11 protein-coding genes are annotated in these 16,420 nt (G+C 34.9%); all 11 read left to right on the top strand.

Features of this window, described 5'->3' with window-relative positions:
* The first annotated feature begins 52 nt into the window (after positions 1-52).
* The 11 genes from AC1EUY_RS03580 to AC1EUY_RS03530 all read left to right on the top strand — a co-directional run bounded on the left by AC1EUY_RS03580 (position 53) and on the right by AC1EUY_RS03530 (position 16,381).
* Positions 53-565 (top strand): DUF4199 domain-containing protein, encoded by a 513-nt coding sequence (locus tag AC1EUY_RS03580; protein ID WP_480194127.1) that lies wholly within the window; start codon positions 53-55, stop codon positions 563-565.
* An 11-nt stretch (positions 566-576) separates the two neighbouring features.
* On the top strand, positions 577-1,032 hold the full coding sequence (locus tag AC1EUY_RS03575) for a DUF1801 domain-containing protein (protein WP_480194126.1): 456 nt from the start codon (positions 577-579) through the stop codon (positions 1,030-1,032).
* 44 nt (positions 1,033-1,076) lie between these two features.
* A complete protein-coding gene (locus tag AC1EUY_RS03570; RefSeq protein ID WP_480194125.1) occupies positions 1,077-1,463 on the top strand; it encodes a VOC family protein in 387 nt (128 codons plus the stop codon).
* Positions 1,464-1,671: 208 nt separating this feature from the next.
* Positions 1,672-6,237 carry a T9SS type A sorting domain-containing protein gene (locus tag AC1EUY_RS03565; protein ID WP_480194124.1) on the top strand — a complete coding sequence of 1,522 codons (4,566 nt, stop codon included), beginning with the start codon at positions 1,672-1,674 and terminating at the stop codon, positions 6,235-6,237.
* Between the two features lie 90 nt (positions 6,238-6,327).
* Complete coding sequence (locus AC1EUY_RS03560; protein ID WP_480194123.1) at positions 6,328-8,745, top strand: TonB-dependent receptor; 2,418 nt, start codon at positions 6,328-6,330, stop codon at positions 8,743-8,745.
* 1 nt (position 8,746) lies between these two features.
* Entirely contained in the window at positions 8,747-13,771 is a 5,025-nt protein-coding gene (locus tag AC1EUY_RS03555) for a hypothetical protein (protein WP_480194122.1), read from the top strand.
* A 3-nt stretch (positions 13,772-13,774) separates the two neighbouring features.
* A complete protein-coding gene (locus AC1EUY_RS03550) occupies positions 13,775-14,020 on the top strand; it encodes an Imm74 family immunity protein (RefSeq protein ID WP_480194121.1) in 246 nt (81 codons plus the stop codon).
* 2 nt (positions 14,021-14,022) lie between these two features.
* The gene (locus tag AC1EUY_RS03545; RefSeq protein WP_480194120.1) at positions 14,023-14,415 is read left to right on the top strand and encodes a hypothetical protein; all 393 of its coding nucleotides are present in this window, start codon (positions 14,023-14,025) and stop codon (positions 14,413-14,415) included.
* A gap of 59 nt (positions 14,416-14,474) precedes the next feature.
* A complete protein-coding gene (locus tag AC1EUY_RS03540; protein ID WP_480194119.1) occupies positions 14,475-15,026 on the top strand; it encodes an REP-associated tyrosine transposase in 552 nt (183 codons plus the stop codon).
* 114 nt (positions 15,027-15,140) lie between these two features.
* Positions 15,141-15,782: a hypothetical protein gene (locus tag AC1EUY_RS03535; protein WP_480194118.1), complete on the top strand. Its 642-nt coding sequence runs from the start codon at positions 15,141-15,143 to the stop codon at positions 15,780-15,782.
* Positions 15,783-15,838: 56 nt separating this feature from the next.
* Positions 15,839-16,381 (top strand): hypothetical protein, encoded by a 543-nt coding sequence (locus AC1EUY_RS03530; protein ID WP_480194117.1) that lies wholly within the window; start codon positions 15,839-15,841, stop codon positions 16,379-16,381.
* Positions 16,382-16,420 lie beyond the last annotated feature (39 nt).

The following is a 16,420-nucleotide window of genomic DNA, read 5'->3' as shown; positions in this document are numbered from 1 at the left end:
GTCTAATTCTAGTTTACCATGATACTTTTGTGGTACCTTAAATTTTATAAAAATGAAAAATACGATTATTAAATACGGAATTAGAAGTGCACTAGCCATTGTTTTCTTATTCCTTATTAGCACATTACTTTTACAAAACCTAGACTTTAGCACACAAGAAGTTTATGGTTATGCCAGTATCATAGTTTCACTATCGTTTGTTTTTTTTGGTATTAAGCATTTTAGAGATCAGGTAAATAATGGATTCCTTTCTTTTGGAAAAGGACTTGTAATAGGGCTATTTATCACCTTATTTGCATCGGTAACGTTTGGCCTTTATAATGTAATATATGTCGAATATATCAATCCAGAATTTATGACAAAATATTACAATTATTCTGTAGAGCAAGTGAGCAAAACATTATCAGGCGAAGCACTTCAAACCAAATTAAAGCAAATGGAAGAAGAAAAAGAACTGTTTTCGAAACCTTTTATGAATTTCTCGCTGATGTTTTTAACAGTATTTATGATTGGATTAATAATTTCATTAATTTCATCATTAGTATTACAACGTAAATCTTCTTAAAATTATAGCGTATGCAATATGAAGCAACTTCAGTAGATAACTACATTGAGCAAATACCCGAAGAAAGAAAGCCTGCAGTAAGTAAATTACGCCAAGTAATTTTACAGAACCTCCCAGAAGGATTTGAAGAAGGCATCAATTACAAAATGATTGGTTACTATGTACCCCATTCAAAGTATCCAGCCGGGTATCATTGCGACACAAAATTACCTTTACCTTTTATGAATGTAGCTTCCCAAAAAAACTCCATTAATTTATATCATAGTGGTATTTATGCAGACAAAAAACTCTTAGATTGGTTTGTTGCTGAGTATCCAAAACATAGTAAACGTAAATTGGATATGGGGAAAAGTTGTATTCGTTTTAAGCACATCGAGGAAATTCCCTATGATCTCATAGGTGAGCTTGTATCGAAAATGACGGCAGATGAGTGGATTAAAACCTACGAAAAGGCAGTAAAGAAATAGTTAAGTTTAATTTAATAAGATTCCCGCCTGTGCGGGTAATAGATATGAAAAAACGAGTTACGGGTATTGGTGGATTATTTTTTAAAACCAAAGATCCTAAAGCAGCTAAAGATTGGTATCAAAAACATTTAGGTTTTAACACTGATGATTGGGGTTGTACTTTTTGGTGGAAAGATAAAGAAGGGAATGACTGTTCTACGCAATGGAGCCCATTTAAAAAAGACACTAACTATTTTGAACCCTCAAAAAAGGATTTTATGTTTAATTATCGTGTGGAAAATTTAGTAGAATTACTAGAAGAATTAAAAAAAGAAGGTGTAACCGTTCTAGATGAAATACAAGAATTTGAATACGGTAAATTTGGCTGGATTATTGACCTAGATGGTAATAAAATAGAATTATGGGAACCTAAAGACGCTGCTTTTTTGTAATTCTATACTAATTCTGTTAACAAAACGTTAAAATCTATATATTTACAAGACAATACAAAAAGGGGAATTGTATTTTTAGGTTTAAACATTTTTTAAACGCTATTTAAGTTATGTTTTTTGCTCTTATTCTGAGTCTAGCTATAATTTTCAACTTCTTCATTTTAGTATTTGACATTAATATATAATTATTAGTGCACAAAAATTAATCATGAGAAAGTTAATTATTTTATTATTTATTTTTATTCCATTTTGCTCTTTTTCACAAAGTAAATTATATGTCTATTCTCAACGAACTACTTTTGATTTTCAAGCCGATGCAGATTGTAGATACGGTGATTATCAATATCAATATCAAATATCTCATGAGTCAGGTGAATATGATATAACAACCGATGAAATAGATGTAAGACTTTTTTTTAGAGAAGGATATAATGATGACCCAAGTTATGATTGTAATGGGCCTTGTGGTCAATTTTCTTGGACGTGTACTCAAGAAATTAATGAAACATTAACTCCATATTCAACTTTTGTTAATACTTATAGCGGTCCAGATCCCGTAACATGTGAAACAGATTGCAACGATTTTCCTGCCACTTATTCATCAGTTTTGATACCAGAAATGGAACCATTAAATACGGACCCATGTCCAGAAGAGAAACTATTTGATTCATATAATGGCCAAACCTTTGAGCTCGCAAATGTAGGTGGCTTTTGGTTCTATGAAGATGATAACGGTAGCTTTCAACAAATACCCAATTTTGTAAACACATTTCCTTTGAATAAAAGTATTGAAGAAATTTTTGGTGCTAACTATCAAAACTATTTTACTGGAAACTTACAATTAAGGTATGTAATGCTCCAAGATTTCAATTACGGTGAATCCTTTATATTCTCCATTATCGATTGCTCTCCTCAACTAGTTCAAGATCCACCAAGTATTGTTGAGCCTACATGTTTTGATGCTAATGATGGTAATTTTGTAGCGCAGTTTGATAGAGCTCTTGATGCTACTCAGAATGAACGTATGTTACTTTATCTAGAAAAATTCAATCCAGATATTCCTCCTTCTGGCGAATTTGATTACTATGATCTTAGTAGTAATATTGACATACTAGATAGTAACGATATCAACGCTGGTAACGGTTTTACCTATTCTCCTGCAAACGGGTTTCTAGAACCAGGCCGCTATCGTTTACGATGGATTTCTAAATATAGTAATCCTCCCGATAGTGAACTTGACCCAAACAACCCAGAAATAGCCAATTCAGCCGAACAAAGCGCAGAGTTTGTAATTCAACCTGTAGATCCTATCACATTCTCTTATACTAAACAAGATGTTCTATGTTATGGTCAATCAACTGGAGTTATTAATTTTACAAATATTGAAAATGGTGCACCTCCATACGAATATTCTATACAAGATGGAGTTGATGGCTCTTGGCAAACGTCTCCAACATTTTCTGGACTTGGTGAAGGTAGTTATACACTTACCGTAAGAGACGCTGTTGGTTGTATTGCACAAACACCTATTACTATAGCAATTGATGCACCTCAAATAGCCTTTACCGTAGCTTTTGATAACATATCGCAAATCACACAAAATGATGCCGATGATGGTAGTATTTCTGTATTTGTAACAGGTGGTACGGGTAATCTAACCTATAATTGGACACGAGATGGGGCTGCCTATACTACCACAACCGTTAATCAAATAACCAATCTAGCACCTGGTGATTATGGTGTAACCGTCGTCGATGATAATGGCTGTACTGTTGCTCCTAATCCAGCTACCACACCAATACAAGAACCACCACTACTTTCTGTACAGTTTACAGAAATACAAGCTATCGATTGTCATGGGAACACAGGCACTATCAGTGCACAAGGTACCGGTGGTAATGGTGCACCCTATACCTATCTCTGGAACAATGATACAACCAATCAACAACTTGCAAATATTCCTGCTGGTACCTATACGATAACTGTAACCGATAGCCAAAGTGTATCTGTAACTCAATCCTATACACTTACTGAACCTGATCTGTTAGTTGTAACACCATCACAAACCAATATCTCTTGTAACGGTGTTGCTGATGCAACTATCGACCTTGTCATTAGTGGTGGTACCGGCGCTTATACCATCTCTTGGACAGACGATACTACCATTACATCAGCCAATAGAACTGATTTACCCTTCGGTGAATATTTTTATACTGTAACCGATGAAAATAGCTGTACTGTTAATGGCTCTGTAGTGATTACACAACCTGGCACTATTAATATTACCATCGACAACGTCGTTGATCCAACAACTGTAGATGGTCCTAATGGTGCTATTGACGTATCTGTATCGGGTGGAACTGTAGCTAGTGACTACACCTATCTATGGACAGATGAAAGTGGTAGTACTGTAGGTACCGATCAGGATATATCCGGTTTAACCGATGGTAACTATACCCTACTGGTAACCGATGATAATGGTTGTACAGCAACCATAACACAGCGTCTTACTGAACCACAACCACTCTCTGTTACTATTATCGAACCTGTCTCCATATCATGCCCTGGAAGCAGCGATGGGCAGTTAGAAGCACAACCTTTTGGTGGAGATGGTAACTATACCGTTGAGTGGTTTATTGATAACAATGGTGTCTTTGAATCGCTTAGTTTGACAGACTTAGTCATTAGCAATCGTGGTGCAGCTACCTATCGCGTGATTGCTTCTGATGGAAGTGGTGATACCGCTCAGTTCGACTATACACTTAACGACCCTATAGCGATACAAGTAGTAGAGAATCTAACCAACATCAGCTGTTTTGGTGGTAGTGATGGTGCCATCGATATTACCGTAACTGGTGGAACGGGTAACTATACCTTTATTTGGACAAACAGTAGTGGTACTGTCATTAGTACCAGTGAAGACATTGCTAATCTACCTTCTGGAACTTATAATCTCTCTGTAGTTGATGAAAACCTATGTGATGTATTTCTATCTTTTGAACTCACAGCACCTAATGAGCCTTTAACTATTGAACTCGTTGATCTTATTGATCCTAATTCAGCGGGAGCTACTAACGGTAGTATCGATATCTCCGTGAGTGGAGGAACTGCTGGATATACCTATCAATGGACAGATACTAATGGTGTAGTGCTTTCTACGAATCAAGATATTGACAATCTAGGAGAAGGAACCTATACCCTTACCGTACGTGATACCAATGTTGCTACGGCAAGCGATAACACAGGTTGTATCACCACTGAAAACTTTGTACTACTAGAACCTGATGCAATAGGAATCCTTATTGAGGAAACTCAGCGTGTTTCTTGTTTTGAAAGTAGTGATGGTGTCCTTACAGCCACCGTAACTGGTGGAGTACTTGCTACAGGGTCTGACTATACCTATCAATGGTTTATCGATGATAATGGAACTTTGGTTGCCATTAACCAAACTACGGCTGTAGCTTCTAATCTTATTGCTGGAACCTATACGCTTACCGTAACCGATGATAACGGAATCTCTGAAAGTGCGTCGTATACACTTACTGAGCCTGAGGCTTTAGCTATTGACTTGGTAGTAACCAGCGTAGTGAGTTGTCAGTCGGGTGCCGATGGTGCCATCGATGCAACCATCTCTGGAGGTACAGCTCCCTATACCTATTTATGGAACAATAGCGACATTGTTGAAGATATCACTGGACTCACCGTAGGAACCTATACTTTGGTAGTTACCGACGCTAACGGATGTAGTTTAGAAGAAAGTATTGAAGTCATTCAACCTGATGGGATGACTGTAGAAAGTACCATCAATCCTCCTTTATGCAATGGTGATGCGAATGGTGCTATTAGTCTGAACGTATCGGGTGGAAATGCACCCTATACCTATTTATGGAATACTGGTGCTACCACTGCTGCTATTACTAATCTTGCAGCGGGTAGCTACGAAGTAACCATCACCGATAACGAAGGATGTATTGCCTTACAAAGTTTCGTTATGGAAGATCCTGAACTTCTTACCCTAGACCTCGGTGAAGATCGTGTACTTTGTTTAGGGCAATCACACACCATCGATGCAACCATAGACGATCTAGGTGCTGCTTACAACTGGACTAGTGATAATGGATTTATCAGTACTTCGCCTATTGTTGAGTTAACTGATGATGGCACTTATACCCTTACTATCACAAATTCTAATGGTTGTACCGCAACAGACACCATCAACATCAGCTCTTCAAACGAAGAAATATCAGCTGACTTCCTCGTATCAACACAAACATTCGTCGATGAAACAATTGTAGTAGTAGATGTAAGTAATCCAGTACCAGAAACCGTAACCTGGTCCTTCTCTGAAGGTACAACCATCGTAACACAAAATGAAGATTATGCCGAAATAAAGTTCGCCCAACAAGGTACTTACTTCGTAACCCTAACGACAACTAAAGGAGCATGTACTGCAACACTCACCAAAGAAATCATCGTACAACAACGTACCGACTTCGGAACACAACAAGACGAGCAAACTACTTTTATTAAAACTTTTAATGTATATCCTAACCCTAGTAATGGTACTTTCAAAGCGGATGTTGAACTACAACAAGCGGCACCTATTAGCATGAAAATAATAGACCTTATCGCTAACACTGTAAATCATGCTAAAATACTAGAAAATCAAAATGAATACTCAATAGACTATAACCTAAACCTGCCTAGCGGAACTTACTTAATAATACTAGAAACCCCCAAAGGAACAACCATCAGAAAAATTATTGTGAATTAAATCTAATAACTTTCATTTTTTAGATACTTAACTTGTTAAAGAAACGTTAAATTTGATACACTAGGAGATTGTTAAAATAAAAGGGGAACATTGAATTTTAAAAGTGCGCTAACATTTTTATGTCTTTGTTGTAGCGTTATTCATGCGCAAAGGCTAGACAACCTCGGAAAAGCCAAACCACTATCTATTTCTGGTGGAATTTCGGCTAATTCTGTGTTTTATGATGGTACTGCAAATCGAGAAGATTTTACATATTTCTTAAATGGTAGTATTAACGCTAACGTATATGGACTTTATAATATTCCAGTTTCGTTTTCCTATACAAATCAACAATTCAACTTTAATGAGCCCTCTTTTAAAATAAATCGTTTAAGTCTTCATCCTTCTTATAAGTGGATAACTGCGCATATTGGCGATGTCGCTATGAGCTTTTCTCCCTATACCTTGAATGGCCATCAGTTTACAGGGTTGGGTTTTGATTTAACACCTAACAAGCCTTTTAAAGTTAGTGCCATGTATGGTCGATTAGTTAGAAATCGTGAGTATGATGCTAGCCAACCCGAGGCATTACCTTCCTATAAAAGAATGGGATATGGTTTAAAAGCAGGGTACGAAAAAACAGGGTACAGTGTAGGATTAACGGTTTTTAGTGCTAAAGATGAATTGAATTCCTTAAATCAGATAGTTCCTGATGATTTAAATATTACTCCAAAAGAAAACTTAGTATTAAGCGCAGAGGGTCAGGTAAAATTTTTGAAAAAAGGAAGACTAAATGTTGAGTATGCATCTAGTGCCTTAACGAATGACGTACGATCGGTAGCAACAAAAAGTACTAAGTTACTTGCTAACCTATTTAACAATAGAGAAACAACAACCTATCATACTGCATTTAATGCTGATCTATCGTATGTTGTTGGTACTGGGTCTATAGGTGTGGGTTATGAGCGTGTAGATCCTCAATACCAAACTTTAGGAGCTTACTATTTCAATAATGATCTCGAAAACATTACCGTTAAAGTTGGACAAACACTATTCAGCAATAAACTCAATATAAACTTGAATGCTGGTTTGCAACGCGATGATCTAGACAATCAAAAACAAAGTGAGTTAAGTAGATTGGTGGGCGCCGTAAATTTAAATTATCGTGCAAGTGATAAGCTAACATTAAACGGTTCCTATTCAAATTTTAGGGCCCAAACTCAAATTAAAAATCAGTTTGATTACATTAATGAAGTACGTCCTTTCGATAATTTAGACACCCTAAACTTTACACAAATATCACAGAATGCTAATTTAAATATTAATTACAATCTGATCCAACAAAAGAAAAAAAGACATACACTAAATCTTAATTTCTCGTATCAAAATACCAACGAAAAACAAGATGCTTTTTTAGTAGATGTTCAAAAAAATGATTCAGATTTCTTAAATGGTAATTTGGCGTATAATATCATCTTTACTGATTATAATTTATCGGTTACAGGAGCATTTAACTCTACCTATAGTACCATAGGCGGGTTAGAAACCGCTACTCTAGGTCCTACTTTAGCGATATCAAAACAATTTTTTGACAAACAATTGAGAACTACTTTTTCTAGTTCCTATAATACTACAACTACCGATGGCGAAAAGCAAGGTGATGTTATGAATTTTAGATTGGGTGCCAATTATCGATATAAAGAGAATCATAATTTTAACCTAAATGCTATTCAGCTTTTACGTAATTCTGAAACTTTGAGTAGTGCGAATGACTTTACAGCTACACTAGGATATGCATATACTTTTACCAACAGAAAAAAAAGAACTAGAACTATAGAAAGAGTTCAACCAGAAAAAGTAAAGAAAACAGGACAACCAGAACCACTTCTAAGAATAAATTTTAAAGGGCATAAGTTAGATGGGACACCTTCAAGCATCATAAAATATATAGATTCATTGCATAGTAGTATCAATCTTGACTATTTAGATGCGCTTACAAAAAAAGATGTAATAGACAAATATCAGAATGTGAAAAATTCAGATACACAAGACATAAAAACATTCAAAGACACTATTGAAGATTACTTAAAAGTCTATAATGCATTTAATGAATCTTTAAAAGTATATCAACAAAAGGTAACTAAAGCAGTTCAAAATTTAGCAACCGATATTACCCAGGCGCATCATGAATTTGAAAAGAAATATGTTGAAGCTCGGGGCGAATTAAATAAGTTACAGCAAGACCATCCTGAATACAAAACAAAAGAAAAAGCACTAGATAAAGCTAAAAAAGTATTTATGCACCATAGTTGGATCTTAAAACAATTACAACGCCCACAACAGCAGGTATTAAATGATCTTCATATTTTTAAAGGAAGTATGCTTAAAGAAGTGACACAGATGGAAAACAATAACAAAAGTGAAGCACAGATTTCAGCACAAATAAAACTAGCCTTAATAGCGTTCTATGATGAAGAGGCATCAAAATATGCATCAGAAAAAGACATTAACATAGTAAACTATGATTAATATGCACAAGAAACTCATATACCCATTACTAATTGCAACCTTATTTTTAATAGGATTACAATCTTGGGCACAGACATTTCCAGTACAGGCCATACCGCAAGTGACCCCACCTCCACCAGTATATCTTTCAGATTATGCCAGTACTAATACTATTAATGATCGCATCAGCTTACAACTATTACTTACCGACCTTACGGTATCGAATCGAGAAATTCGTTTGAAACTATATGTAGAAGGAAATGGTATCAATGCGCAGAGTAGAGATTTTGTTATAGGCGCACAACCTATTTTTATAGATGGAGGTATTCCCTTAGCTTTAGGTACTGTTGATTTAGCACCTTATTTCGAGTTACAAAACTTACAAGGCATTTCTGCCGGAGCGTATGCGAATGCTTTACCCGAAGGCTTATATCAGTTTTGTTTTGAAGTGTATGATGTGTTGTCGGGTAACCGTATTTCGAGCAAATCATGCACCAATGCTCTCCTATTTTTAAATGAGCCCCCGTTGCTAAACCTACCGCAGAACAATATCAATTTAGAGGCTATGAATCCTCAAAATATTGTTTTTCAATGGACACCTCGTCACATAAATGTAAGCAATGTAGAATACGAATTTAGTCTAGTGGAAATATGGGATTATACTATGGATCCTCAGGCTGTCTTTGTTGCTTCTCCACCACTCTACCAAACAAGAACACGTGCCACAACTTTATTATACGGGTTGGCAGAACCACAGCTTTTAGAAGGAAAACGCTATGCATGGCGTGTACGTGCCATTGCACTCTCTGGAGCTGATGAAGTAGGACTTTTTGCAAATAATGGTTTTAGTGAAATTTTCGCTTTTACCTATCAAGGTAATTGTGCTGAACCTACAGGTTTAACGGTAGAAGAAGTTTCTACAAAAACAGCGACGTTCAGATGGCAAGGAGACATCGATAACATCAACTATCGTATTGGATACAGAAAAGCTATTGATGAAGATGGCAACACAGGTACTGCAAATACCAATACTTGGTTTGAATATGATACCAACCGAGAAGAATTTGTAGTAATTGATCTAGAACCGAACACTATGTACGAATGGCGTATCGGTGGTTATTGTTTAGATGGAACGCTGTCGTATACCCTACCTACCTCTTTTACGACTATGGCAGAAGAAGCCGAAGCTTATTACAATTGTGGTATAGAGCCGAGTATAGATATTTCTAATCAAACCTTGTTAGACAATCTTCAGGTAGGTGATGTTATTAAAGCGGGAGATTTTAACGTCAAAATTCAAGAAGTATCGGGTGCTGGTTCGTTTACCGGAAAAGGATATACTACGGTTGGTTTCCTAAAAAACATAAAAATAGCCTTAGAATTCACCACCATTCAGGTAAATACAGACTATCAATTTGTAAGTGGCGAAATTAAAACTATATATGACCCAACCTGGAGTAATATACTAGATATAGATGATGTGATTGATGAATTTGAAGATGTTGTAGATGTATTTACCGGTAATGACAGAGATCATATCATTCAACTAGATTACGATATCGATCAGGATGATATTACAGTTGATACAGAAAACGGGCAAATTATTATTACAGATCCAAATGGCGAACAACATACCTATGACTATGACACCAATGATGTATATACCATTACCGACAGTACGGGTGAAGAGTTTACCATTAACCCAGATGGTAGTATTACCAATACAGGTAAGCCAGCAGAAGGAGGGCCCGCAACCGCCGCAAACACCTATGGTATTTCAGATAGTGGTGATCATAATGTAAGCAACCCATCTGTATATACTATTGGTAAACATCCTATCTCATTTATTTATGAATCTATAAACAATGTCACAAAATATGGTCTAGATAAAGCTGATAATACGCTTGAGTTAGATCAATACCATAAAGTAACCATTGAAGGTGGCGGACATTATTACCCTATACACAAAGCGGTTCAAGAAGGACAAGCAGAAGATAGCTTTATAGTAAAAGTAATCAATAGTAGTAACTACATAAATACCGATAGTCTGATTTTTAAAACGGTTTCTGGTAGAAAAATTGAGGCAGTACCAAACGGAGATGGTTATACTATTAAGGTAAAAGGCAAGAATTCTTATGTAAATGAAGAAGCGGTTATAACTTATAAAGATAGTGATGGTAAGCAACATGTATTGAGTAGTTTCTTTATACATCATATTAAAAAACAACCCGAACTTAAAGTGCAGGTCGTTCTTGTAAATGGAGCCGATGATATTGCCGATCTACAAACGAAATTAGACGCTATTTATAAGGTTGCTGCAGGTAACTTTAAAGTAGTGGGGCCTTCGCAAACCATTACGATACCAGAATCTGTTTGGGACATTGATGTTGATAACGGACAAATAGATTATAATGGTAGTGGTATTGCTTCAGATTACCCTAAAGAATTACGCGCTATCAAAGACTATTATAAAAATGAATTTGATAATTATGACAGCAAAGCCTATCATATTTTTGTAATAGACGGTTCCATATCGGTAACTAAAGCCTTAAGTGGCTTTATGCCCAAAACACGTCAGTGGGGCTTTTTATTTGAAGCACATTTAGGAGATGATAATAGTCTAGAGCGCAAAGATAACGTGGCTACTGTTGCAGCACACGAATTAGGGCATGGAGTATTCTCATTAGGCCACCCATTCGGTGATAACCCGGATAATTCTGGCAAAGCGGCAACCTGGTTAATGGATTATGCCGAAGGTACCGAACTCGCCTATCCTAACTGGGCCAAAATGAGTGATAAAGGCTTGCAACTTGGCTTGTTTCAGGATGATGAGGATAGTGAAAGTGCAATTACTTTCGTCGAAATAGAATCCTTTGACCTTGGTTCAGATACGGCAGTCGGTATTGAACCTTCTGGAAAGATAATTGATGAGATTTCCATTAATGATGCCAACAAATTTGTTATTAATGGAATTTCCACTAGCTATCAATATACAATCTATTCATTAAGCATCTATGAGTATACTGATGTAGAAAAAACAAGTTGGCAGAAAGTCAAAACTTATCGAGCCAGATTCAACAATGGTGTTTTCACTAACTATGCTACAAAAGAGGGAGAAGAATTTCCAGGAGCAATAACATACAAAACATCAGGAAACGTTTATATCTCCTACAAATTGGAGAATGATGGATGTAATTATTTGTACAATTCTATTTCATGGAATTCAGTACAATTACCAGTATTAGAATTAATTTCTCAATTAGGTGGCAAATGGCAAACATCTTATAATAAAAAAACTGGAACGTTTTTCAGTCCTGATCCATCTTGCTTTATTACAAATTCTTTGGCCTCACTAATTCAAAATGACGCCAATTCTAATATCTGTACTCAAGAAAAGATAGCTGCAGATTTACTGGAACTAAACACTCTTTTCGGTAAAACACCTTACACTGATGAGGAAATGCTTTCCTTAATAGTAGACAAAGAGATATGTCTATCTACTTTGAGACAACTTAGTTGGGAAAATTTAAGTAAAGTTTTTAGCCAATTAGGCAGTTCAGATGAAATTAAAGAAAGAAGCGAGATTGGTCTTTTAAGATTGATGGCCGCCATAAATAGCAGTAATTATTCTGACTTCTTAACTTTATTGGAAGGTAGTGATAATAAAAATACTTTACTATTAAACCTAATTAGCAAAATTAATGACAGGTCGATAAACCCCTTTGATGGTGATAATTTTACTTCATTCATTAGTGGGTTACTCGCTATTTACAATCTCAAACCAGAAGTCTGGCGAGATAGAATTAAACCAATAGACAACCCAGATTTACTAGGACAAGTAGTTTCATTGTCGCCGTATAGCTTTGATTTCCCTCATGTAGGAAGCTTCGTCATTTCTTTGAATTCAGCAAAATTCAAAGGTGAATTAAACGACAATAATGAAATTGAGATCGACAGATGGTTAAAAGTTTTGTCATCAGCCTCTGTAGTACCTGTTTGGGCAAAAGACAGTGACTTCGAAACTGTAAAACTTGATCCTCTAGATCCTGTTATCATAATTACAAATAACAATTTACCATTAGTTACCACAGCTATAAATGGCATAGAACCTGTAGGCGAAGATCGATATATTGTCCCAGCAATATTTTTAGAATATAAGTCTCAAAAAGAATTCAATAAAGCTGTTGAGACCGGAGTTATATTAACAATCGACGTCGCTACTATAATTGGAAGTGGTGGTACTGCATTAGCAACAAAAGTACATTGGGCACGAAGGCTATGGGCTTTAGCCGAAGTAGTCGGTGCCGCAGGAAACATTTACTTGAATGCGGCTAATATTGACCCAAACAGCGACCTAGGCAAGACAATTAACTATTACAACGGTGCGATGGCATTAGTTGGGCTAAAAAATGGGGCTGTTGGGCTAAAAAATGTAGTAAGAAATATTCCTCAAGCCACTAAAGATTTAATTAAAACTAAAAGTAGCATTAGGGAAATACTGCTCGCTCAATACACTAACTTTAGAATATTTGCAACAAAATTGAAAATGCCAGAAGGTAACGGAATTCCAACTGAATACCGACAAATTATTGATGACAAAATATTTTTCTTTTCCGAATTAGTTGGAAAAGCATTGATAAAATTTAATAGAGTTGATGAAATAGCCGATTACTTAAAAACTGAATCGAGTACGGCCTTTTTCTGGTCTGGTAGAACATCTCAGGGAATAGGAGTTCAGGATTTAGCCCTTGAGATAGCACAAAGTAAAGGTGGAACTACATTAGAAGGATTAATTTCAAGTAAGAATATTGATATGCCAACTTGGGATAGTTCAAACCCAGAAATAATCAAAATTTGGGAGGATGTTTCTGCATCTTATGCAAATCAAGCTTCTGGAGAGGTAAGGGTAGTTTTAGGTTCAGAATTAAGACCAAATAATATTTGGGAAACTGTTGAGTTTCCTAGGCTAAAGGATAATCAAAAGGTCACCAAAATTATAGCAATAAATGCAGAAACCTTAGAAGAAACAACAATATTTATAAGATAAGAAATGAAAATCGAATATTCTATTATTTCAAGAGGGACAATTCTCATCCAATACGGAGAGAAAAAAACTAAAGTTTCAGGTGAATTAACCTTTAATCCTCCAATATTTTATGCTGATTTAAGAGGCTTTAAAAAATGGGAGTATCCTTTTGATAGTGAGAAAATCTCAGATGAAGAAAAGGAAAACATTATCCAATATATTACAGAAAAAAGTTCAAAGTCTTGCGGAACAAAAATAATCTTTGATTAATAATGACAGAGGCAATTAATGATATGAAAAAACATTGCTACATACTACTCTTACTGCTGTTTGGTTCACTAAGTCTTTGGGCAAATACAGACCCTAAAGATTCCACAGTAGTACAACAAAAAACGGTCTATACAGATTTAGCAAATCTTAATGAGACGGTAAAGTCGTTGGCTGAGCACTACAGTAGCCCAACCGCTAGTAGTAGCAATCAGTTTAGAAGTTTCCCAGAGCTAAACGCATATAATAGCAATGCAATTTTTAACAATCCAGATCCCAATATTGCAGAATTTACAGAAGCCTATTTAACAGAAGTCTTTAAAACTGATAACAAAACAGACTCGGTCATTAGCCCCGCTACCGCACGATTGTATCGTGTGGTATTAAATAAAAAGTAGTATAACGATAAAGAAATAAAAAATAAGAAGTAAAAAACAGAAAAATAAGACAAGAAGTAATGAGTCGTAATTATAAATTCCATAATCCTGAAGGCTTATATTTTGTAAGCTTTGCCGTGATAGAATGGCTAGATGTATTTACAAGAAATCAATACAAAGATATTTTGATAGATAGTTTAGTGTTCTGCCAAAAAGAAAAAGGTATGGAAATTATAGCTTGGTGTATAATGACTAACCATGTACATCTTATTTTTAGAAGTATAAAAGAAGAAAAGCCAGAGCAAATACTAGGTGATTTTAAAAGGTTTACCAGCAAAGCCATTGTAAAAGCTATAAAAGAAAACCCGAGAGAAAGCAGAAAAGAGTTTTTGCTAGAACAATTTAGTAAAGCTGCATCAAAAGCATCAAATGTCAATAACTATCAATTTTGGAGGCATGATAATAAACCCATAGAACTATGGAGCAATGCAGTGATAAGAGAAAAAATAAATTATATACATCAAAATCCTGTTGTAACAGGATTGGTATATAAGGCAGAAGACTATGTATATAGTAGTGCAAAAGATTACGCCGGAGAAAAAGGATTAATTAAAAATATATTAATATTTTGAATATTATGAATAGATTTTATAACCACACGAAAGGATTCGTGCGGCAGCAAGGGCTTAAAGTTTATGATTCTGAGAATGGTGATACTATCTCAGGTATTAAAAAAATATGATATAATGGATAAAAGAAACCTTATAAAAGGAATTAAAAATGTATTAGAAGACATCGATTATAGACCGATAAGTGTTGGAGCGGGATCCGTATCACTAAGGAATAAAAATTCAGAAATAATTTTTTCTTATAGTAAATATCCAGGTGTTTATGTTTTGGGTAATCAGGTTAACGGTTATAAAGCTTTTCCTGAGGTTGAAGAAATCCTAAAACCGTTATATAAAAAACATAATATTGGTTATTTACAGTATACAATTCATAAAAGAAGCAGAAGCTATGAACAAATGTTTAATGTGGAAATTTCTAATGTAAGTGATTTACAAAAAATTAGAGGTAGTTTACAAAAAATGGTTTTTGAAGATCTTTTACCATTTTTTGATGAGTACCAAAATGTATCGCAAGTTATGAATAAGGTCAATTCTCTACCAAAAGAAGATATTAGCAAATTTTTATTCATGCCTCCATTGCCGAGGATAATGATTCTGAAGAGAATAAATGAAGTAAAGGATTGGAAAGAATTTTGCGAATGGGCAGTTGATATTTATAAAACTGCGGCCTCAGGGCAAAATGGAAAGCAGCATGAAGCAGTAAGTAATTTAGTGTCTGAACTGTATGCTTACTTGTTAAATTACAAACCTATAACCTAAATTTATAATAGAGTTATCACTAACCTAAAAAATATAAAAAAGAGAAAAATCATAAGATGAGTAAATCTGGTTATACATACACATCAAAAAATAAAAATATATACTTGGAAATATTAGACCTTGAAGAGCCTAATTATGGAAGACTTCAATACAAGTATAATTTTCTAGTGAATGGTTCAAAAATAGAAAATGAATATATAGGAGGAAAATACAGTGCACTTGTGCCTAATTTAGATGGTTTTAAATTTGAATCAGAAGACAGTAAATTTATCCTAATTCCTTTGACAAATGGTTTCGTTCTTTTTTTACCACAGAACAATACGTTCATAAAATTGCCTACAAATAGTGTTGCTCGTAATAACGAATTTGTAATCAATCTTTTTGAGAATAATAAATTAATTATAGTAAGATCTAGGGAAGTAATAATATATGATTTAGAAACCAAGAACTCTGCAAATGTAGCGTTTCCTTTTGGTAAATATCAATTATTATCTGCAGCTGTAAGTGAAGAAAATTTAATCATTAAATATAAGAGTCTTAAAGACTATAAAATATATAATAAGAAATATAGTTTGATTGAAACCGGATTGCTAGAATAAATAAATGAATAGAGTAAAAACAAAATAATATACCAAGAT

The organism is Maritimimonas sp. 2210JD6-3 (assembly GCF_056591795.1).
Note: the sequence above shows the minus strand (reverse complement) of the source record. Positions and strands in the feature narration are given on the sequence as shown.

Excerpts from the sequence above, each read along its gene's own strand:
- AC1EUY_RS03580 (WP_480194127.1), top strand. The coding sequence starts at position 53 with ATGAAAAATACGATTATTAAATACGGAATTAGAAGTGCACTAGCCATT.
- AC1EUY_RS03575 (WP_480194126.1), top strand. The coding sequence starts at position 577 with ATGCAATATGAAGCAACTTCAGTAGATAACTACATTGAGCAAATACCC.
- AC1EUY_RS03570 (WP_480194125.1), top strand. The coding sequence starts at position 1,077 with ATGAAAAAACGAGTTACGGGTATTGGTGGATTATTTTTTAAAACCAAA.
- AC1EUY_RS03565 (WP_480194124.1), top strand. The coding sequence starts at position 1,672 with ATGAGAAAGTTAATTATTTTATTATTTATTTTTATTCCATTTTGCTCT.
- AC1EUY_RS03555 (WP_480194122.1), top strand. The coding sequence starts at position 8,747 with ATGCACAAGAAACTCATATACCCATTACTAATTGCAACCTTATTTTTA.
- AC1EUY_RS03550 (WP_480194121.1), top strand. The coding sequence starts at position 13,775 with ATGAAAATCGAATATTCTATTATTTCAAGAGGGACAATTCTCATCCAA.
- AC1EUY_RS03545 (WP_480194120.1), top strand. The coding sequence starts at position 14,023 with ATGACAGAGGCAATTAATGATATGAAAAAACATTGCTACATACTACTC.
- AC1EUY_RS03540 (WP_480194119.1), top strand. The coding sequence starts at position 14,475 with ATGAGTCGTAATTATAAATTCCATAATCCTGAAGGCTTATATTTTGTA.
- AC1EUY_RS03535 (WP_480194118.1), top strand. The coding sequence starts at position 15,141 with ATGGATAAAAGAAACCTTATAAAAGGAATTAAAAATGTATTAGAAGAC.
- AC1EUY_RS03530 (WP_480194117.1), top strand. The coding sequence starts at position 15,839 with ATGAGTAAATCTGGTTATACATACACATCAAAAAATAAAAATATATAC.